20 protein-coding genes are annotated in these 18,966 nt (G+C 70.7%); 5 read left to right on the top strand and 15 right to left on the bottom strand.

Features of this window, described 5'->3' with window-relative positions:
• Positions 1–34: 34 nt before the first annotated feature.
• The 9 genes from ACWD12_RS36340 to ACWD12_RS36300 form a co-directional block, all read right to left on the bottom strand.
• Entirely contained in the window at positions 35–1,960 is a 1,926-nt protein-coding gene (locus ACWD12_RS36340; RefSeq protein WP_450103166.1) for a glycerophosphodiester phosphodiesterase, read from the bottom strand.
• A 220-nt stretch (positions 1,961–2,180) separates the two neighbouring features.
• Positions 2,181–3,962 (bottom strand): SpoIIE family protein phosphatase, encoded by a 1,782-nt coding sequence (locus tag ACWD12_RS36335; protein WP_450103165.1) that lies wholly within the window; start codon positions 3,960–3,962, stop codon positions 2,181–2,183.
• Complete coding sequence (locus ACWD12_RS36330; RefSeq protein ID WP_450103164.1) at positions 3,959–5,731, bottom strand: ATP-binding response regulator; 1,773 nt, start codon at positions 5,729–5,731, stop codon at positions 3,959–3,961. Before ACWD12_RS36330 ends, ACWD12_RS36335 begins: the two co-directional genes overlap by 4 nt.
• 3 nt (positions 5,732–5,734) lie before the next feature.
• Entirely contained in the window at positions 5,735–6,976 is a 1,242-nt protein-coding gene (locus ACWD12_RS36325) for an ATP-binding SpoIIE family protein phosphatase (protein WP_450103163.1), read from the bottom strand.
• The gene (locus tag ACWD12_RS36320) at positions 6,964–7,389 is read right to left on the bottom strand and encodes an ATP-binding protein (RefSeq protein WP_450103162.1); all 426 of its coding nucleotides are present in this window, start codon (positions 7,387–7,389) and stop codon (positions 6,964–6,966) included. The genes ACWD12_RS36325 and ACWD12_RS36320 overlap by 13 nt, the downstream gene beginning before the upstream one ends.
• Complete coding sequence (locus ACWD12_RS36315) at positions 7,389–7,787, bottom strand: STAS domain-containing protein (protein ID WP_450103161.1); 399 nt, start codon at positions 7,785–7,787, stop codon at positions 7,389–7,391. Before ACWD12_RS36315 ends, ACWD12_RS36320 begins: the two co-directional genes overlap by 1 nt.
• Entirely contained in the window at positions 7,784–8,635 is an 852-nt protein-coding gene (locus ACWD12_RS36310; RefSeq protein ID WP_450103160.1) for an STAS domain-containing protein, read from the bottom strand. Before ACWD12_RS36310 ends, ACWD12_RS36315 begins: the two co-directional genes overlap by 4 nt.
• A 158-nt stretch (positions 8,636–8,793) precedes the next feature.
• Positions 8,794–9,192 carry a hypothetical protein gene (locus ACWD12_RS36305; RefSeq protein WP_450103159.1) on the bottom strand — a complete coding sequence of 133 codons (399 nt, stop codon included), beginning with the start codon at positions 9,190–9,192 and terminating at the stop codon, positions 8,794–8,796.
• A 227-nt stretch (positions 9,193–9,419) separates the two neighbouring features.
• Positions 9,420–9,623 (bottom strand): hypothetical protein, encoded by a 204-nt coding sequence (locus tag ACWD12_RS36300; protein WP_450103158.1) that lies wholly within the window; start codon positions 9,621–9,623, stop codon positions 9,420–9,422.
• A 165-nt stretch (positions 9,624–9,788) separates the two neighbouring features.
• Here ACWD12_RS36300 and ACWD12_RS36295 point away from each other — a divergent pair, with 165 nt between their 5' ends.
• Positions 9,789–10,982 carry an XRE family transcriptional regulator gene (locus ACWD12_RS36295; RefSeq protein ID WP_450103157.1) on the top strand — a complete coding sequence of 398 codons (1,194 nt, stop codon included), beginning with the start codon at positions 9,789–9,791 and terminating at the stop codon, positions 10,980–10,982.
• Between the two features lie 10 nt (positions 10,983–10,992).
• Here ACWD12_RS36295 and ACWD12_RS36290 read toward each other — a convergent pair whose 3' ends face one another.
• From ACWD12_RS36290 to ACWD12_RS36275, 4 genes are all read right to left on the bottom strand, one after another.
• Positions 10,993–11,403 carry a peptidoglycan-binding domain-containing protein gene (locus ACWD12_RS36290; RefSeq protein ID WP_450103156.1) on the bottom strand — a complete coding sequence of 137 codons (411 nt, stop codon included), beginning with the start codon at positions 11,401–11,403 and terminating at the stop codon, positions 10,993–10,995.
• Between the two features lie 178 nt (positions 11,404–11,581).
• Complete coding sequence (locus tag ACWD12_RS36285; protein ID WP_450103155.1) at positions 11,582–12,382, bottom strand: aldolase; 801 nt, start codon at positions 12,380–12,382, stop codon at positions 11,582–11,584.
• 105 nt (positions 12,383–12,487) lie between these two features.
• Positions 12,488–13,198: an NAD(P)H-binding protein gene (locus ACWD12_RS36280; RefSeq protein ID WP_450103154.1), complete on the bottom strand. Its 711-nt coding sequence runs from the start codon at positions 13,196–13,198 to the stop codon at positions 12,488–12,490.
• A gap of 14 nt (positions 13,199–13,212) precedes the next feature.
• Positions 13,213–13,857 carry a hypothetical protein gene (locus ACWD12_RS36275; RefSeq protein ID WP_450103153.1) on the bottom strand — a complete coding sequence of 215 codons (645 nt, stop codon included), beginning with the start codon at positions 13,855–13,857 and terminating at the stop codon, positions 13,213–13,215.
• A gap of 135 nt (positions 13,858–13,992) precedes the next feature.
• Between ACWD12_RS36275 and ACWD12_RS36270 the strand changes: the two genes are divergently transcribed.
• Positions 13,993–14,712 (top strand): hypothetical protein, encoded by a 720-nt coding sequence (locus ACWD12_RS36270; protein WP_450103152.1) that lies wholly within the window; start codon positions 13,993–13,995, stop codon positions 14,710–14,712.
• On the opposite strand, the gene ACWD12_RS36265 is transcribed toward ACWD12_RS36270, so the two are convergent.
• Both ACWD12_RS36265 and ACWD12_RS36260 read right to left on the bottom strand, forming a co-directional pair.
• Entirely contained in the window at positions 14,713–15,111 is a 399-nt protein-coding gene (locus ACWD12_RS36265) for a VOC family protein (protein ID WP_450103151.1), read from the bottom strand.
• Positions 15,112–15,172: 61 nt separating this feature from the next.
• On the bottom strand, positions 15,173–16,378 hold the full coding sequence (locus ACWD12_RS36260) for a helix-turn-helix transcriptional regulator (protein ID WP_450103150.1): 1,206 nt from the start codon (positions 16,376–16,378) through the stop codon (positions 15,173–15,175).
• Positions 16,379–16,610: 232 nt separating this feature from the next.
• On the opposite strand from ACWD12_RS36260, the gene ACWD12_RS36255 reads away from it, so the two are divergent.
• The 3 genes from ACWD12_RS36255 to ACWD12_RS36245 are packed head-to-tail and all read left to right on the top strand — an operon-like array spanning position 16,611 to position 18,965.
• A complete protein-coding gene (locus tag ACWD12_RS36255; RefSeq protein ID WP_450103149.1) occupies positions 16,611–16,868 on the top strand; it encodes a hypothetical protein in 258 nt (85 codons plus the stop codon).
• A complete protein-coding gene (locus ACWD12_RS36250; RefSeq protein ID WP_450103148.1) occupies positions 16,861–17,820 on the top strand; it encodes an MvdC/MvdD family ATP grasp protein in 960 nt (319 codons plus the stop codon). The genes ACWD12_RS36255 and ACWD12_RS36250 overlap by 8 nt, the downstream gene beginning before the upstream one ends.
• Entirely contained in the window at positions 17,817–18,965 is a 1,149-nt protein-coding gene (locus tag ACWD12_RS36245; protein WP_450103147.1) for a methyltransferase domain-containing protein, read from the top strand. The genes ACWD12_RS36250 and ACWD12_RS36245 overlap by 4 nt, the downstream gene beginning before the upstream one ends.
• Position 18,966: the final 1 nt, after the last annotated feature.

Genomic DNA, 18,966 nt, shown 5'->3' with positions numbered 1-18,966 from the left:
GGAGCCACCGCCCGTTGTCGTACGCCGCTGTCGGTCAGCGGCCCGCGAGGATGCGCGCGTCCGCCGCGACGACCTTGGCCACGGGGGCGGGGATCGTACGTCCGGACTGGTTCTCGGCCCACAGTGCCAGCGGGGTCCACTGGTTCTGCGCCAGCATCGTCATCAGGGTGGAGGCGGCGTGCGGCTGGGCCCCCGAGGTGAGGAGCACGTGGGCCAGGCCGGTCGGGGTCACCGCGACCGTGAAGGCCGCCGTTGCCGAAGCGGTGCCGCCGGGGCCGACGGCTTCCGCGGTGACGGTGTGGCGTCCGGCCGGGAGCGTGCGCAGGTCGAGGGGCTTGTCCGCGGCAATCGCCGTGCCGTCCAGGGTCAGTGCGACCTTGTCCGCGCCGGTCGCGGCAGACCCGACCACCGGGGTCTGCGCGCGGTCCAGGGTGGCGCCGTCCGTCAGACCGGTCACCCGGACCGCCGGCGGCGCGGGCGGCTGCGGCACCGGGCGCTGCACGAAGGCGGCGTTCCATCCGGCCAGCTCCGCCGGGCGGTTGGTGATGATCGCGTCCACGCCGGCGGCCTCCAGCGCCTGCCAGCGGGCCGCACTGTCCACGGTCCACACCATCAGGGCGACGCCTGCGCGGTGCAGGTCGGCGACGACACCGGGCCGGGTCGTGAGCGCGGCGTCGGACGGGTTGTACGACGCCAGGCCGAGTTCCGCGGAGATCGCCACCGGGTCGGCGTCCAACGTGCTGCGCAGCAGGCCGCGCGGGAGTTCGGGAGCCAGGTCGCGCACGTATCGCAGCGCGTCGACCTCGAAGCTCTGCACGAACACCCGGTCCGTCATACCCGCCGCACGGATGTCGGCGACGATGCGCGCGACCTCGTCCCGGGTGTGCGCGCCCTTGATCTCCAGCAGCAACTTGCCGCCGCGCGTGCGCAGGTCGTCCAATTGCGCGGTCAGGGTGGGCACGCGGGCGCCGGTGTACGCGGGCGCGAACCACGACCCGGCGTCCAGCCCGGCGAGTTGGGCGCCGGTCAGCGCGCGGATCGGGCCGACGCCGTCGGTCGTCCGGTCCACGGTGGTGTCGTGCAGGATGTGCGGCACGCCGTCCTTGCTGGGCTGGACGTCGTTCTCGATCCACTCCGCCCCGCCGCGCCGGGCCACCTCGTCCGACACGAGGGTGTTCTCCGGCGCCGCCGACGAGGCGCCCCGATGCGCGATCACGGTCAGCGGCGATCCGGCCGGGCGCAGGTAGCCTGCCGGGCCGAGGGCGGTGACCTTGACGTCGTCGAAGGACACGCGCGAGCCGTTGACGAGCAGTGCCTGTCCCCCGTCGGCGGACCGCTGCACACGCGAGGTCCGCAGGGCCTCCTTGCCGTCGAAGAACCAGCGCGCCTGGCCGCCGTGCACCTCGGCGGCGATCCGCACGTCGCGTCCGACCCCGGCCGCGGCGGGCGCGGCGGCGGTGTCCGTGACGTTCCAGGTGTTGGCGGCGGTGCGCTGCGCGAACTCCAGTCCGTTGGCGGCCGTCGTACCGCTGCGCATGGTCGCGATCGACCACGGCACGGCGCCGCTCGCCGGCACGTCCAGCCCGAGCGCGGTCCAGCGCGCGGCGTCCACGACGCTCTCGAACCGGGCGGTCGCCTCGAACCGGAAGTCGGTGAGGTTGCGTCCGAAGGTGATCCGGCCCAGTTGCGCCGAGGAGGCCGAAACCCCGTACAGCCGACCGCCGCTGACGGTCCACTGGCCGTCGACGGCCTGCCATCCCTCAGGGAGCCGGTCCCCGGAGAAGTCCGCGGACACCACCACATCGCCGGGTGCGGAGGCGGAGGCGGCGTTCGGGGCGGCGGCAGGGTCGGCCCCGGCCGGGGCCGACGCGGCGAGTGGCAACAAGGAAGCGGTGGCCAGGGCGGCCAGCCCCAGAACCGTCGTGCGGCGGGGGCGCGCCGAGCTGTGCGTGATGGTCATGGTGGCCGACGCTAGGAACCCCGCCCCAACAAGGCGCCACGCCAAGGGCAATCCCCGAACAACGGAAGTCGACGGTTGTGTCGGCGGCCGAGGGCTCCGAGGTGCGGCGGCGGGTTCAGGGCTGCGGGCTACGTGCCCAGAGCCGTCGGCTCAGAGGCACGGGCTCGGGGCCGCGGGGCTGCGCTGCAGGCCAGGGGGCTGCGGGCTGCGGGCTGCGGGCTCAGGGAGCCTCGATGTCGACGGCGACCACCACTACGTCGTCCTCGTGGTCGGCACCGCCGAACGCGTCGACGAGGAGGTCGCACAGGCCTTCGGTGTCCGAGTCTCCCGGGCCTCCGGTCGACGCCTTTGCCACCAGCTCCAGCAGCCTGTCCAGTTGTACCTGCATGTCGCCGCGGCGCCTCTCCACCAGGCCGTCGGTGATCATCACCAAGCGGGTGCCCGGCACCACCCGGTGCGTGGTGGTCTCGGGATGCACGAGGCCGACCCCGAGCAGCGGCCCGTGTGCGGTGAGGTACTCCGGCCGTTCGCCGGGTCGGGCCAGGAGCGGCGGGAGGTGGCCGGCGTTGGCGACCTCGACGCCGGACCGGTCCGGGGCCACCAGGACCAGGCACATGGTGGCCGTCCAGGTAGGGCATTCGTGGTCGAGATAGGCGTCCAGCCGCACGACCAGCTCGCGCAGCCCGTGTCCTTCGAGCGCGTACGCCCGCAGGGCGTGGCGTAGTTGGCCCATCACCACCGCCGCCTCCAGCGAGTGGCCCGCGACGTCCCCGACTGCGACCAGCAGGCCGGCGTCGGTGGCGAACGCGTCGTAGAAGTCGCCTCCGACCTCGCTGCGCTGGGCCGCGGGCAGGTACCGCACGGCCATCGTCGCCCCGCTGTCGGGCAGCCTGGCGGGGAGCAGGGAGCGCTGCAGCGTCACCGCCAGGTCGTGTTCCTCCGCGTACGTCCGCACCGCCTCCAGCGCCATGGCCACGGCCTGGGCGAACTGGGTGAGTATCGGGCGGGCTTCGTCGGCGGACGGAACACCGGCGTCCACCACCATGCAGACCGGCGGCTGACCGGCCCGGGCGCGGGCCACAACCACCAGCACGTCGCCGTCCAGTCCCGTGGCGGGATCGTGGACAACGGAGCCGGGGACCCCAGAGCCCCGGACATCGCGGTCGCGGACCACAGGGCCCGGGACATCGGATTCGGCGACAACAGGGTCCGCGCCGCGCGGGTCGGGGGCCCCGGGGCCCGGGCCCCGGGGCTCCGTCGCCGCCCGATGGAGGCCGCGCCACTCCCGCGCCGGGACGTCGACCGCCCCGACCCCGACCCGCTTCGACAGCACCCTCGCGGCCAGCGCCGCGAGCAGTCGCGGCGAGCCGGCCACGGCATTCGCGGGCCCATGCCGGTCGTGCCGGGCGACATGGACGGGCTCACTCCGGGACGCCTGCGCGAGCACGAGCACGCTCGTGCCGAACAGTCCGAACGCACCGGCGGCGGCAGCCTCGGCGAGCGCCGCCACGTCCTGGGTGGCGTACACGTCCAGCGTGGCCCGGTGCAGGTCCCGGATCCGCTCCGTGAGCCGCTCGGCCCTGGTCCTGGCGCGGCTGTAGCGCAGCGCGGCGGTCACCGTCGCCAACAGCTCCGTGGGCGCGATGGGTTCGGTCAGGTACGCGTCCGCGCCGCGGTACAGGCCCTGCGTGCGGTCGTCGGTCGCGACCGCGATGGCCGACACGTGGACAACCGGTACGCCCGTGGTCCGCGGGTCCGCCTTGATGCGCTCGCACACCTCGAACCCGCTCATGTCCGGGAGCCGGACGTCGACGATGGCCAGCTCCGGCACCGGGTCGAGCCGTGCGAGGGTCGCCAGCGCGGCCGTGCCGTCCGCGGCCTCAACCACGCTGTGGCCGGCGCGTTCGAGCCAGCTGCGCAGGACATACCGGTTCGCCGCGTTGTCGTCGACGACCAGCAGACGGGCGCCGGCTTCCGGCGTGAGAGGCTCGGTCGTGCTCACGTCGGGCCGCCTTCCCGGGACCCCGAGCCCAGTATCTCCACGATGCGGCGTGCGCTCACGCCGTGCTTGGACAGAACACCCCGTGCGTGCCGGAGCCGGCCGAGGTTCTGCTCGGCAGGGTCCGACGCGGTGAGCACCACCACGGGTACGTCGCGCAGTTCGTCGTCGGCAGCCAGTTCGGCCAGGACGGCGTAGCCGTCGGTGTCGGGCATCTGGAGGTCGAGGACCACGCCGGTGGGACGCTCGCGGCGCACCACCTCGACGACATCCGCCCCCCGGGTCAACTCGACGACGCGTTCCGCGACGGCGTGCAGCAGCGGTCCGAACACCTCGTGGAACACCGGGTCGTCGTCGACGACCACGATGCCGGCGAGCGGCCGGACAAGGCCGTCGTCGTCCTCCAGGGCGAAGGGCAGGGACAGGCACGCGCGCGTGCCCTCGCCGAGGGTGCTGTGCAGGGTCAGCGTGCCGCCGAGGGCTTCGGTGAGCCGGCGGGCGTACGCCAGGCCGAGGCCGGTGCCCGGGCGGACCCGTTGGAGCGGCCCCGGGACCTGGTGGAACTCCTCGAAGACCCGGTCGAGTTCGTCCGCCGGGATGCCGATGCCGGTGTCGGTCACGGTGATCTGGACGCCCTGCCCGGACAACGCGGCGACGTCGAGCCGCACCTCGCCGCGCACGGTGAACTTGAGGGCGTTGGACAGCAGGTTGCGCAGGATGCGGATGAGCATGACTTCGTCGGTGTCGACGTACCGGGGTGTGGTGCGCTCGGGAAGCACGAGCGCGACATCTCCCGGGTGACCGGTGCCCACCAGCACGCCCCGCAGTTGCGCGCACGTCGCGGCCAGGTCGACCCGGGTGATATGCGGCTGCAGGCGCCCGGCCTCCGCCTTGGCCATGTCGAGCAGTTCGTCGACCAGTACCAGGAGAGTCGTCCCCGCCGTCGCGACCAGGGAGACCTGGCGGTGCTGTTCCTTGGTGAGCGGATCCGAGTCCGGCGACAGGACCAGGCGGCTCAGGCCGATGACGGCGTTGATCGGGGTGCGGAGCTCATGGCTGATGGTGGACCAGAACCGCATCTTCGACTCGCCAGCCTCGCGCAACAGGCGGCTCTTCTCCTCCAGTTCGGCGTACAGCGCGACCACGCCGCGGTTGGTCTCCTCGAGTTCCTGGGACAGCTCGGTGTACAGGGCCATGACACCCTTGTTGGTGTCCTCGAGTTCGCGGTTGAGCCGTTCCAACTCCTCGCGCTGGGCGTTCGATTCCTCCAGGGCGGCCATCAGGTCGCGGGTCTGCGCCCGCAGCCCCTCGGCCAGGCCCGCGGCCGCGCCGGCCGCGGCCGCCAGGGCGTCCCTGATCCGCCGACGCCGCAAGGCCACGCCGTCGCCGGGCGGGAGCGGGCAGTCCAGCAGGACGCGTCCGCCCCGTCCGTCGCCCGCGCGCACCAGACGGGGGTTGGCGTCGCCGAGAAGCCGGGTCACCGCACGGTGGGACTCCGGGGTCGGCTCCCGGTCGTCCCGCCAGATCAACTCGACGCGCAGCGTGTCCGGGTCCTTCTCCGGCACGTCGAACACGGCCGTCAAGGGCGTCGGCCCGAGCAGATCGCGCCCGAGTTCGCTGAGCGCGGTGGCCAGGCGCACCGGGTCCAGGCGTCCCATCCCGGCGGCCTCGGCGGCGGCCTTGGCGTAGCGGCGCAGTGCGAAGACGTCCTGTTCGTCGGCGATGTCGGCGATCAGCAGCGCGCCCCGGACGCCGTCGTCTCTTTCCGGCACGGGCTACCACGCGCCCTTCGCGACGACCACACTCGCGTCGTCGCGACGCACCCCGGCGTGCGCGAGAAGGTGCGCGGCGACCACGACAGGCCGTTGGGAGAGAAGTCCGGGGACCGTGTCCAGGCTCCATCGGTCGGTCAGGCCGTCGGAGTGCATCACCAGCGCACCCCCGGGCGGGAGCGGATGGACGAAGCTACGCAGTTTGCGCATCTGGTGGCCGACGATGCCCGGATACGAAGTCAGGGTCGCGTGCGTCTCGGCACCCAGCAGAACGCCGGAGATGTTCCCGACGCCGCAGAACAGCACGCGTTCCGCGGCGGGTTCGATGCGCGCGACGGCAACGGCGGCCCCGCGGGTGCCGCGGAGGGCGACGTGGACTTCCTGGATGGCGTCCTGGGGGTGGCGGGCGCCGCCGCCGCGGAACGTCCGGGTCGCCGTCTCGGCGGCCTTGGCAGCCATGGGGCCGTGGCCGAGTCCGTCGCACAGCATGACCATCAGCGCCGGGCCGGCGCCGATCGCGGGCCCGGCGCCCATTGCGGGCGCCGCGCCGACCGCGGTGCCGGTGGCCCACGCGCGGCCGGTGTCGCCGCGCGTGCCGAGGGCCGTGTCGCCGCGCGTGCCGAGGCCGGTGAGGGCCGACCAGTCGAGACCGGGCGACGCCGTCCGCCCGGCCGGCGCGCGTACGGACTGTCTGCCGTCGCCGTCGTCGACACGGGTCGCCCAGGCGTCCCCGCAGACCTCCTCGCCGCTGATCGCCCGGGTGATCCCGGCGGCCGCGGCCTCGTGCCCTTGCCGTGACGTCCCCGCATCAGGGCGTCCGGCTCCGCGGGTGGACCAGAAGCGCGCGGCCACGACCGTTCCGAACCCGGGCACCGAGTGGATGTCGAAGAGGTCGGCCAGCCGTGCGATGGCGCCCAGTCCGATGCCGAGAGTTCCCACGGACGAACAGCCGTCCTGCACCGCCGCCTCGGCGTCGGCCATTCCCGGACCGCGATCGACGGCCACCAGTTCGACGCCGGCCTCGTCGCCGACCCGCAGCACCCGCAGCACGACGGCGCCGTCGACGGCGTGCTTGACGAGGTTGCTCACCAGCTCGGACGCCGCAAGCGCGATTTCCCCGCAGCGCTGTTCGTCGAGGCCGATCCGGCGGCCGAGCGCGGCCGCGGCACCTCGGAGGGAGCCGAGGTTGTCCCGGAACCACGCCACGTCGTCGGAGTGCACCACGTGAAGTGTCACCGGACCCACTTCACGATCGTCACCGAGGTTCCCCGCCCGGGAACGGTGTCGATCTCGAACGAGTCGACGAGCCTGCGCGACCCGCTCAGGCCGAGCCCCAGTCCGGTACCCGAGGTCCAGCCGTCGGTCATGGCGAGGTCCAGGTCGGCGATGCCGGGGCCGGAGTCCTCGAACACGGCGGACACGCCGCGTCGCACCCCGTCCCGCACGATCGAGGCACGCATGCCCCCGCCGCCGCCGTGGATCAACGTGTTGCGCGCCAGCTCGCTGACCGCGGTCACCAGCTTGGTCTGGTCGATCAGCGAGAGCCCGCAGTCGAGCGCCAGGTTCCGCGCCGACTGCCGGGCCAGCACCACGTCGCCGGCGGCGGCTATGGCGACGGTGACTGCGGTGCCTTCCGCGGCGCTGTTTTCGGGGGACATCACCGAAGCTCGGGGGCGTCGGGCAGGCCCTGAGGCCGTCGGCCCCGGGCGTCGTCCAGGACCTTGAGCCCCTTCTCCAGGGTGAGCGCGGTACGCACGCCGCCAAGTGTCAGACCCAGCTCCACCAAGGTGATAGCCACCGCCGGGCGCATGCCCACGACGACCGTCTCGGCGTCCAGCATGCGGGAGATGGCCGCGATCGTCGCCAGCATGCGGCCGACGAAGGAGTCCACGATCTCGACGGCGGAGATGTCGATCACCACGCCGGTGGCGCCGTCCTCGACGACCCGTGCCGCCAGATCCTCCTGGAGGACCAGGACCGATCCGTCGTCCAGGTCGGTCTGGATCGACACCAGGAGCGAGTCGCCGATCCGCAGCACCGGCACGCGTAGGCTCATCGGCGCCGAGCCGTCAACGGGGACGTGTCCCCGACGGAGCGCCCGAGCGCGTGGCGCAGGGCGTCGGCGAGGGTCGCCTTGGTGACGATGTCGCCGAACTCGATGCCGAGGGCGACGATCGTCTGGGCTATCTGCGGGCGGATACCGGAGATCGTGCACTCCGCACCCATGAGTCGGGCCGCCACCACGGTCTTGAGCAGGTGCTGCGCAACCTGCGTGTCGACGGCAGGCACTCCGGTGATGTCGATGATCGCCTGCTCGGAACCCGTGTCGATGAGCGCCTGGAGCATCTTCTCCATGACGACCATCGTCCGGGCGGAGTCGAGGGTGCCGACCAGCGGGACGGCGATGACGCCCTCCCACAGCTTCACCACCGGCGTGGACAGCTCCAGGAGCTGCTCGGACTGCGCGCTGATGATCTCCTCGCGGGCCCGGGCGTACGCCTCGACCGTGAACATGCCAAGGGCGTCGAGAAGTTGCGACAGCCCCAGGTAGTCGAGGATCGCCTGCGGGTCCGAGGACTTGACCAGGTCCGGTTCGAGGGCCTGCTTGATCGCGAAGACGCTGACCGCGGTCTCGGACGGGGTGAACCCTTGCCGGGCGCGGTTCCGCGACAACTCGTTGAGCAGCGCCCGGACCTCGGCGAACGCGTCGCCGTGCGGATCGGTGTCACCGCTGCGGAGCGCGGCTTCCAGAGCCCGGTAGAACTCGCTGAGTTCGCGCTCGATCTCCGCACGGCTCATGCGCCCGCCGAGCGTGGAGGTGACCACCTCCACCCAGCGTGTCTCCAGCCTTCTGTCGTCCGACGACAGCAGCGCAACAAGGCGCTGGGCGTCCTGCTCAGCCATACACCCATCCCTAGATAGCTTCGTGGCCTGCCGAAACGTCGGCGTCGGCCAATCACCTGCTCGTCCCGCGCTACCCGGGCCGCGCATCACGATGCACACCAACCCGAGGCGGACGTCGCCTGTACGCGAGGCGGACGGCCCCGCACCATCCGAACCGGCTACGTGTCGGCCGAACCGTCCTGCGTGTCCCGGCCGACGCCGCCCGGCGTGCCGGAAGCGGCGCCCCCTGACGTGGGCACCAACCCGGGCCACCGCTTGCGCGCCCCTTGGCGCGTGATGCGGCAGGCTCGGCCCAGCTGCGGATAGCCGGCGCCGTCACCGACCGCCTGCGCGGCGGCCTCGTCCATGAGCCCTTCGACCGCCCGCTGCATGTGTACCAGAACATGCAGCGTCGCCAAGGCATCGCCCTCCACCGCACCCTCTGCGGACTGCCCCGGGGCGCCCAGCGGACGGAACGCGCGCTGAGCGAGACGCTGCGCGAGGTCTGTCGTCGCGGCGCGCGCCAAGGCGGCGATCTCCTGCTCGGAGAAAATGGGGACCAACGGTTCGGCGGGCATGGGCGCCACTGTAGGCCCCGACCGCGATTGACAACAATGGTTGTCCACTGGCCGGGCACGTCTCCGGATGGGACGGCGCCGGCGAAGCGACCACAGGGCCGCGACGCCGCCGGACCGGCGGGGGTCGCGGTCGAGCTCTCCGCTCTCCGCTCTCCGCAGTACCCTCGCGCGGTCGAGCTCTCCGCGGCACACTCGCCCGGTCAGGTTCTCCTCGGCACACTACGCAGTCAGGCTCTCCGCAACACACTCGGCAGCTGCGCCGTCGACACCGTCCATTCGCGGCCACCGCGCTCGGGGCGCAGGTAGACGGTCTCGGGCTCGTCGCCGAGTCGCAGCACGTCCATCACACGGGCGCGCCCGTAGATCGTGTCCAGGACAACGCCCACCTCCGGCGCCTCCGCGCGCGCCCGCTCCCCCGACGACTCGCCCATGCCCACTGCTCCCTGCCTCGTACGGCGAAATCCGACGCGTTCAATCGCAGCGGAAGTGCGCGCCCTCCAACAGGTCGCCGCACGGCGGTGTGGCCCGCCGGTAACCGGACGTTTTAGGCCACCGGAATCGACCACGTTGCGGATCGGATCGCTTACCGTACGTACATGTCCAGAAACCTGAAGCTCGCCGCCGCGCTGCGCGAACACGGTTTCACGCAGCAGGAGTTGGCCGAGCGCCTGAACGCGGTGCAGTGCCGGCGCACGGGCCGGTACGGCACGCTGTCCGACAAGTCGATCCGCCGCTGGCTGAGCGGCGAATGCGGCTGGCCGCATGCGCGTCAACGCGACGCTTTGATGGAAGTATTCAAGTGCCCCGTCGAGGACTTGGGGTTCGTCCCCCGCCGTCGCCGACGCTCCTCGCGGGCACCGGAGGAACCCGTGAATCGACGTACGTTCATCGGTGCGAGCACTGGCCTCGCCGCGGCGGCACTCGCTCCCGCGGCATCCGCCACAACCACAGTCGGTATGAGTGACGCCAAGCGCCTGGAAGGGCAACTTGCCACCCTCATCACCGTCAACGACCACAAGGGTGGACACCGCGCACTCGAACTCGCTGCCCTGACAGGCGCGACCGCATGTCGCGAGGCCCTTGCCAACAGCGCAACGCAGCGCGTGCGCGCGCGGATCTATGCGGTGGCTGCGCAGTTCGTCGCGGCCGCCGCATGGTCGTGCATCGATACCCGTGACCTGGAACAAGCGTCACGACACGCACACACGAGCCTGACCTTGGCCGGCATGTCCGGTGACGGCACGACGGAAATCGCCGCCTGGAACACGCTCTGCGTCATCGCCAATCAGCAAGCCAGCCACACTGACTCACTCGCCGCACTCCGCGCTGCCGCCGCAACGACCACCGCCAAGCAGGACAAGTTCTTTGCGTCCATGCTGCACGGGAAGGCAGCGTGCACACACGCAGCGTTGGGCGACCGCCGGGCCGCGCTTCGTCATCTCGGCCATGCCTCCGACTGCCTTGCCCGCGCGGAGTACAAGGACCGCCCAGCCTGGGCCTCGTTCTACGGCACCGGCGAGTTGCACACGCTGACCGCAAAGGCGCAACTCGCCCTCGGCGACCCGGCCTCCGCCGAATACGCCGCGCACCACGCCCTCACCACCATCCCGCCCGCTCTGCGCCGCAATCGCGGGTTCGCCACCATGCGCCTCGCGTTCGCCCAACTCCACCAAGGCGAACGCGAACTTGCGAGGGCTACGGCCGGCACCGCGTACGGCATCGCCCGCGAACTCCCGGACCCGGGCCGCCTCAACACCATGCTCGCCGACTTCCGCGCCGCCGCCCGCTGACGCCGCGTCCCTAGACCCACCACCAGCAGCCGAGGAAGGTGCCACCGGCGCTGAAGGCCGGGAATTCCATGGCGTTAAGGGTCTGCGGCCCGTACACGCCATCGCGGTTCGCCGGCGGGAAGCCGTGGAACGTCTGGACGTTGACGACCGCCTGCCTGGTGGACGGACCGTAGTCACCGTCGTGGGTGAGGCCTTGGCCGTAGCACTCGTTCAGCGCCAATTGGAGCACCCACACGGCGGTGTTGTTGTAGTCGTCCAGGCTCAGCACGCAGTTGGTCTGGCCGGTGTTGTTGCCGACGCTCGGGACCAGCCAGCTGTACTGCGTTCCGTGGGCCGACCGGCTGGTCCAGTTGTCGCAGTGGACGGCGGCCGCGGCGGGAGGCGCCGCCGCGACGCCCGCCGTCACCGCTCCCACGGCCATCGCGAGCGCGGTTGCCGCACGTACCGCGCGGCTCCTGAAACGTGGCGTACTTCTCCGTGCCATGTCGCCCCCGGGGCGTGTGTCGGAGTGGTCCGGCGCACCAACTCACCTTGCCCACAAGGCCGAAGCCTCACAAGAGGAGCGCGGCGAACGCCCGCCCGACATTCCGCTTCCAACCTCAGCGAACCACAACCCCCGCGGCGACGCAGTCGGGGTGATTGCGGAGGGCGCGGCGTGCGTAGTAGGCGAAGGTGGCCTGGTGGCGCTTGGGCGTGGACGTCCAGTCGTGGGCCTCGCGGGCCAACTCGTCCGGCAGCGGCTTGATCGTCCCGGCGGACATGGCGAGGAGTTGGAGGCGGGCGGCGCGTTCGATCAGGACGGCGAGGTTGCAGGCCTCCTCGATCCCGCTGCCGGCGACGAGTTGGCCGTGATGGGCCAACAGGACGGCGCGCTTTCCGCCGAGCGCGGCGGAGATGATCTCGCCCTCCTCGTTACCCACGGGTATGCCCGGCCACGTGGCGAGGAAGGCGCAGTCGTCGTACAGCGGCGTGGTGTCCATCTGCGATATCACCAGCGGGACTTCGAGCATCGACAGCGCGGACGCGTACAGCGGGTGCGTGTGCACGATGCAGGTGACGTCCTCGCGGGCCCGGTAGATCCACGAGTGGAACCGGTTGGCGGGGTTGGCCATCCCGTCGCCTTCGAGCACGTTCAGGTCCTCGTCGACGAGCAGCAGGTTGTCCTCGGTGACTTCGTCGAAGCCGAGCCCGAGGCGCTGGGTGTAGTACGTGCCGGGTCGGTCGCCCCGAGCCGTGATCTGGCCCGCGAGGCCGGAGTCGTGGCCCGCGTCGTACAGAATCCGGCAGGTGAGTGCCAGCTTTTGACGGAGGGTCAGGCCGCTGTCGCCGAACTCCTCCGCCATCCGGCGCGCGGCGCGGTCGACCAGGACCTGCTTCGGGTCGTCGAGCGAGTTCGCCATGTCGTCGTCTCCTGGTCTCTGTGGGCACCGCCGAGTGGTTACCGCCGGGTGGGGACCGCCGAGCACGTGCGGGCGCATTGTCGATCATGGGCGGGATCGGCGTACCTACGGCTCGGCGTGCCGCCTGATCTCCCGGTTGTCGAGCACCGGCGGGTGGTCGGTGTCGAACTGGAGGTTGACCATGGCGAGGGCGAGGTCCTCGGCGCGGATCAGCGCTCCGGGAAACGGGCGCAGGACTGCCGCCGTCGCGCGGGCGGCCATCCCGGGACGGCGGTCGGGCGCCGGGTGGATGTACGCGGGGCGGTAGACGAGGAGGCGGCGCGGGTTGATCCCGGCCAACCGTGTCTCCGCCTCCGCCTTGACCCGCGCCCAGCGCAGTCGCGACCGGGGGTCCGCTCCGCGCGCGCTGAGAAAGTGGAAGGTGTGCTCGGGACTTGCCGCGGCGAGCGCCTCCGCGGCGGCGACCGCGTACCCGAGGGTGATCTCGCGGTAGGCGTCCGCGTCGCGCACTCGCGCCGAGGACGCGCCGAGGCAGAAGAAGCAGCCGCTCACCCCGCTCAGCGCCGCACGGATCGGGGACAGGTCGCCGAAGTCGGCGCACTGCACTTCGATGAGGCGCGGGTGGGAGAGTCCGAGCGGTCGCCTTGTGGCCGCCCGTACTTCGCCGATCCGCTCGTCGGCGAGGCACCGAGCCACGACTGCGGATCCCGCTGTGCCCGTCGCCCCGAACACCAGGGCGACGGCCGGGGCCGGCCCCTCGGCTGGGGGACCGCCGGAAGGCCCGGCGGCAGGCCCGGTTGCAGAAGGATGCTCCATTGCCGGCGCACCCCTCAGCAGCTCTGGAAGAAGAATTCGGCGTTCTCGCCGTCCGGCGCGAGGAACAGGTAACCGACCCCGTTGTCACCGAAGTTGACCTCGAAGGGCAGCTGGTACGAGTCGAGCTGTGCGACCAACTGCCAGTCTTCGCCGGGCAGATCGTCGCCCTGCAACCAAACCGGCACCACATCGGGGCCGCCGAGCTGGTTCATCCGGATGCTGCCCGCGGCGTTCTTCCGGAGTTCGTCGAGCAACTCCTCCAGACGCACTTCGCGGTCGTCCTCGTCCTCGCCCTCGACCGGCGCCAGATCCCGCTCGACCTGGGCGAAGTCGACCTCCTCGTCCACCCGGATCAGGTGCACCCGCTCCAGCGCGGTCGGCCCGATGGCCGCCGCCCGTGTCTCGACGGACTTGGTGACCTGCCCGCCGGGCTGGACGACGGTCGCGTGTTCGCCCGAAAACCCGAGGGCGAACAGATACACCACGCGGTCCCCGTGCCCGTCTCCGTCGCCGCCGTCCCCCACCCGTACCCGAAATTGCCCCATGAACGACGCGAGTTCATTCGTATACGGATCCACCGGCCACTGCGGCGCCGCCAGCCAGTACGGCAGGCCGCCCAGCCGAGTGCCCTCTGCGACGGCTCCGTCGGCGTCATCCACGGGGTGATAGGACGTGAAGCGGTACCGCATGCGGCTCCCCGGTTGTCGACCGTCCGGCTGTGTCACCGCACAAGCTATCGCCGTCGCCCAAGAGGGGCATCATGCAGGCAAGGACCAACATCACGGGGGACGACCATGCGGTTTCGCCGGTTCAGTCGATCAACACCGGCCGTCTCGCTGCTCGGCCGCTCGGTCGGGCGATGGGTCGTCGTGGCGGTCGGCCTGGGAGTGCTGGTGTTCGCGCTCGTCTCGGCGGTCGATCCGTACCAGGAGACACGGGATTTCCGCGCGACCGCCAAGTGCGAGCGAGGCGACGACTGTCTCGCCGAGGAGCCCGCCTCGATTGCGGACCGCCGCACGTACACCATGACGTCGACGGACTCCGACGGCCACACGACCACGACCACCCACCACGAAGTCACGTGGCAACGGGCGGACGGTTCCCGGCAGTCCCGCGACGTGTCGGCGGGCTTCTACAAGAAGGCGGAGGAAGGGGCACCGGCCACACTGCGGCTGTGGCGGGGCGACGTCGTCGGCGTAGAGGTGATGGGCGCGGAGGAGACGTTCCTGCCCAAAGCCGCCGACTCGCTCGGCTTTTGGTTCCACCTGGCCTACTTCGGCCTCGGAGTGCTGCTCTGGGGGCTGCTGTTCGGCTGGTGGGACGGGTTCTTCATGCTCTGCTTCCGCACCATCGCATGGATGTTCACCAGCATCGTGCCCGTACGGATCGCGACGGACGCCCTGGCCTACGGCCTGAACAGCGAGTCCGCTCCCCTCGGGACGATCATCTTCGGCGTCTTCTTCACCGGCATCGCCGCCGTCATGCTGTTCAGCACACTCGGCAACACGTGGTGACTAGGCCTCCGGCCCCGGCGAGGACATCGCAGCCCGGTCGGAGTCACTGCGGAGGACACAGAACTCATTGCCCTCGGGATCCGCGAGTACGGCCCAACCCGCGCCGTCGGGCTCCCGGCGGTCCGCAACCAGGCCGGCCCCCAGAGCCAACAGCCGCTCGACCTCCTCCTCGCGCGAGGTCGTCGGACGCAGGCACAAGTGGATCCGGTTCTTGACCGTCTTCGGCTCCGGCACCTGGTTGAAATACAGAACCGCGCCCTCCGGAAGCATCACCTGCGTCTCGTGAGAACCAGGCTTGGCCTCGGGATCCAGCGGACACCCGGTCACCTCACTCCAGAAGCGAGCCAGCCCGTACGCATCCGAACAGTCGATCGCCAAGTTCTGCACCACCGAAACCATCCCCCCACCCTGCCCGAGCACCCACCACCACGCCAACAGAAGGCCCCCTGCGCTGCCCGCGTCAGCTCGCCCAGTCGAGCACATCCCGCACATCAGGAACGTCGCGGTACGACCGCAAGGCAGTGAGGACCACCCGGACCCGTTCCGCCGTTCGTTCACTGGCCACGTCCGAGGACAGAGAGATCACTCGATGAGCCGTCGCGGCGGCTTCCTCCGGCTCGTTCGCCTCCGCGTAGGCCACCGCAAGCCAGGACAGATACAGCGCAAGCTCACGGGTGTGCGTCGCGTCGTACCGTTCGAGCACATCTCGCAGTATCGGAACTGCCCTCAGCGGTCGGTGCAGTTCCGTGTAGACACGAGCTTCCATGACTTGCAGTTCGCCGGCATCGACCCAGTAGAGGTAGCCGGGTTCGTCTTCGTCGGCATGCTCAGCGAGAGCTTCGGCAGCCGCTCCGAGCGCACGTATCGCGTCTTGCGAGGCTTGCGCTTTGGCATGTGCCCACGCCACTCGATCGGAGTACAGGGCTCTCGCCCGCGGTGGTCCGTCCGTGGCTTGCTCACAAGCCGTTGTAGCCATGGTGACCCCGGCTCGCACGTCTCCTGTGTTGCTGCGCTGGTAGGCCAGCGACCCGAGGAGGTTCGCACCCAGCGTCAAGTCACCCGCCCTGTGCGACGCGACAATGCCGAGGCGGTAGATGCGTTCGGCTTCGACGTGCCGCCCCGCATCACTCACGATCCACCCCGCAATCTGCGCCAACTCGCCGATGCCCCGCAACAGTTCTCGACCAACCGAGTCGGAGTACGAGGCATCGCTGTAGAGGCGGACCGCCGTACGGAGTTCACGCAGCGCGGGACCGATCAGGTCTCCGCCGGCCAACACGTCGTCGGCGAGCCTCAACCCATGGACGCGCTGTGTCAGATCCCGTACTGCGGACATGCCGATCCGCCGCCCGGACGCGGCGTCCGGCGGCTCCAAGGGATCATCAGGCGGCAGGAAGTCGGCGATCGTCGTGGGGGTCCTCTCCCGGGCCTTGATCGATGCCGCGCGCTCCAAGTCGGCTACCGGGATCGACAGCGCGCCGGCCACGAACGGCAGCCACTCGCGCGGTGTGCGCCGCCCGGTTTCGTAGCGGTAGATCTCCTGGCGTCCGAGCGTGTCGACAGGCACCCCAGCGGCACGACAAACCTCGCGCGCAAGGTCCGCTTGGCTCCAGCCCCTGGCCGTACGCGCTTGCTTGATCAACTCCGCCGCCGTCTGCCTGCGCATCCGTCCAGTCTGGTCTACAACTGGGCCTACACGCGGCATCTTTCTACACCCCACCGATTCGCGGTTCACTCGAAGCACTAACCATCCGGTGGGCCTTGGGAGCGTGGGCGTGAGTGCCCGATCTCCGCGCTTCCCTCCCGGCCCGAGCATGTGGACCGACCATCCACGTCCATCTACGAACTGCCGTGTGAGCGTGCCTTGAAGGTCCATGTACACGGCGGAAGGGAAGGGCATGAACGTGACCCCGAATGTGGCAGCGAGCGCACTCGTGCCTCTGCACTTGGACTACGCGACAGCCGTTGAAGGCAGCGTGTCGGACGGTGTGACGACTTTCGACCAGGAGCGCCAGGTGACGCTGTTTGACGGTGTGCCGTTCTCGAAGACGGACCCGGGCATCCGTTCGCAGGTGACGACGTCCAACATCCGGTCGGACGGAGTGCAGGGCGCCATCGACGCCGGGCAGCCGGACGACGCCACGCCCAATGCCTGACCGCCCGCGAATTCTGGTCGCGACAGGGCCTGTCGACGCAACCGCCGATCTCGTGATCGACGAACTCAACCGGCGCCGCGTCCCGCTCGCTCGTATTGACACCGGAGCGTTCCCGGACTTGGTCAATCTCTCGGCGCGCGTCGGCGCGGATGGATGGACCGGCGAGATCGCCTCCGGGTCGCGCGCTGTCCGCTTGGAGGACTTGCGCGCTGTCTACTGGCGCCGACCATCGGCCTACCCGGCCGAAGTCGCTGCGCCCGGCGCGCCTCGCGCATTCGCGTCCCGCGAAGCACGTGCCGGAATGGCAGGAGTGCTCTACTCGCTGCCCCACGTCACCTGGATGAACCATCCCCACGCGATCATCGCGTGCACCAAGCCGACGCAACTCGCGGCGTTCGTACGGGCCGGGCTCGCCGTACCCGACACGTGGATCGGGAACGTGCCGGAGCGTCACGGCGCGTTCTGCGCCGAAGGCCCTACCGTCTCGAAGACACTCGGGCCCATCACCTACGACGGACCCGATGGATACCGCGTGCTGTACGCGAGCCGAGTCCCGCCCGAACACTACGGGGACCCACGAGCACGGGCGACCGCCAATCTGCTGCAACGCGAGGTCGCGGAAAAGGTGGCTGAATACCGCGTCGCGGTGGTCGGGGAACGGCTGTTCATCAGCGAACTGCACGCCTGTGGTCCCTATCTCGACATCCGCGCCGTGAACGCCGACAACGTCGTCTACAAGCCCGGGACGCTACCGGACGTCGTACAGGAAGCGATCCGGACCGTGACCCGCGGGTTCGGTCTGCTGTTTGCCGCGTGGGACCTGTTGCGCGACGAAGAGGGAACCGTATGGGCGCTCGAACTCAACCCCGCCGGGCAGTGGGCATTCACGCCCGACAGTGACGAGATCTGCAACGCCATCGCCGATCACTTGGAAGAAGCCGCCCACGCATGAACGATCCGATCAGCGACGAAGGTGCCCTACTGCGCGCGCAGTTGACGGAACGGCTGCGGGCCGCCGGGCACGCGCGTACGCCGGGCGTGGCCGAAGCGTTCCGGGAAGAGCCCCGACACTTGTACGTACCGCGCTTCATCCGCCAACACCGCACGGACGACGGCGGATGGCGGACGGAGGAGGTGAGCGAGGGACACCCGCATTGGTTGTCCGAGGTCTACGCCGATCAGGTGCTCCTGACATCCACGTGGCCGAACATGTCGTCGTCCACTGTGCCGTCGCTCATGGCGGACATGCTCGACGCGCTCGACGTTCGCCCCGGCATGAAGGTGACCGAGATCGGCGCCGGGACCGGATACAACGCCGGCGTCCTCGGGCGGCTCGCGGGGGACGAGAACGTACTCTCAGTCGACGTCGCGCCCGAACTGGTCGCAGCTGCACGCGCCTCACTCGCCAGTGCGGGGCACGGCAAGGTGTCGGTCATTTGTGCGGACGGCGGCAGCGCCGAACCGCTGCGCGCCGACAGCGCCGATCGCCTGATCGCCACGTGCGGCGTCGACGACAACCCGGTCGGGTGGCTGCGGGCGGTACGGCCGGGCGGGCGTATCGTCGCCCCGGTCGGCGCAGGCGTCGCGGTGCTCGACGTGGACGAGCAGCACGGAGCGCATGGGAGGTTCCTGGCGACGGCCGCCTACTTCATGGGATTGCGCCCGGTGGACGGCAGCCCGTTGATGGTCCGTCCCGACGCACCCGACGGACCCGCGAAACCCTGCGGGATGCCGCTCACCGCGTGGGAAGAAACCCGGTTCACGTTCCTGGTGTCCTTCGCGCTGCCGTCTGCCGACGTCCTCACCGACACACCGGCAGACGGGGGGCTGGTCATCTGGCACCGTGACGGGTCGATCGCGCACATCACCGGCGACGGCACAGCGAAGCAGGCCGGACCGCGGCGGCTCGCGGACCTGCTCGGGCAACTCTGGGCGGAGCACGTCGCACACGGCGAGCCCCCGCACGACGCGTACCGAATGAGCGTGACACCGGGCGGAGAGCGAACCGTCACAGGCGAGTACCAGGGCGCCACGTGGCCAGTCGCACCGCGCCACGCCGAGCAAGACGCTTCGGTTGTCAGTGAGGGGCCTCCTTAAC

The organism is Streptodolium elevatio (assembly GCF_053592165.1).
The sequence above is the reverse complement of the archived record's forward strand: the minus strand, read 5'-3'. Positions and strand labels throughout refer to the sequence as shown.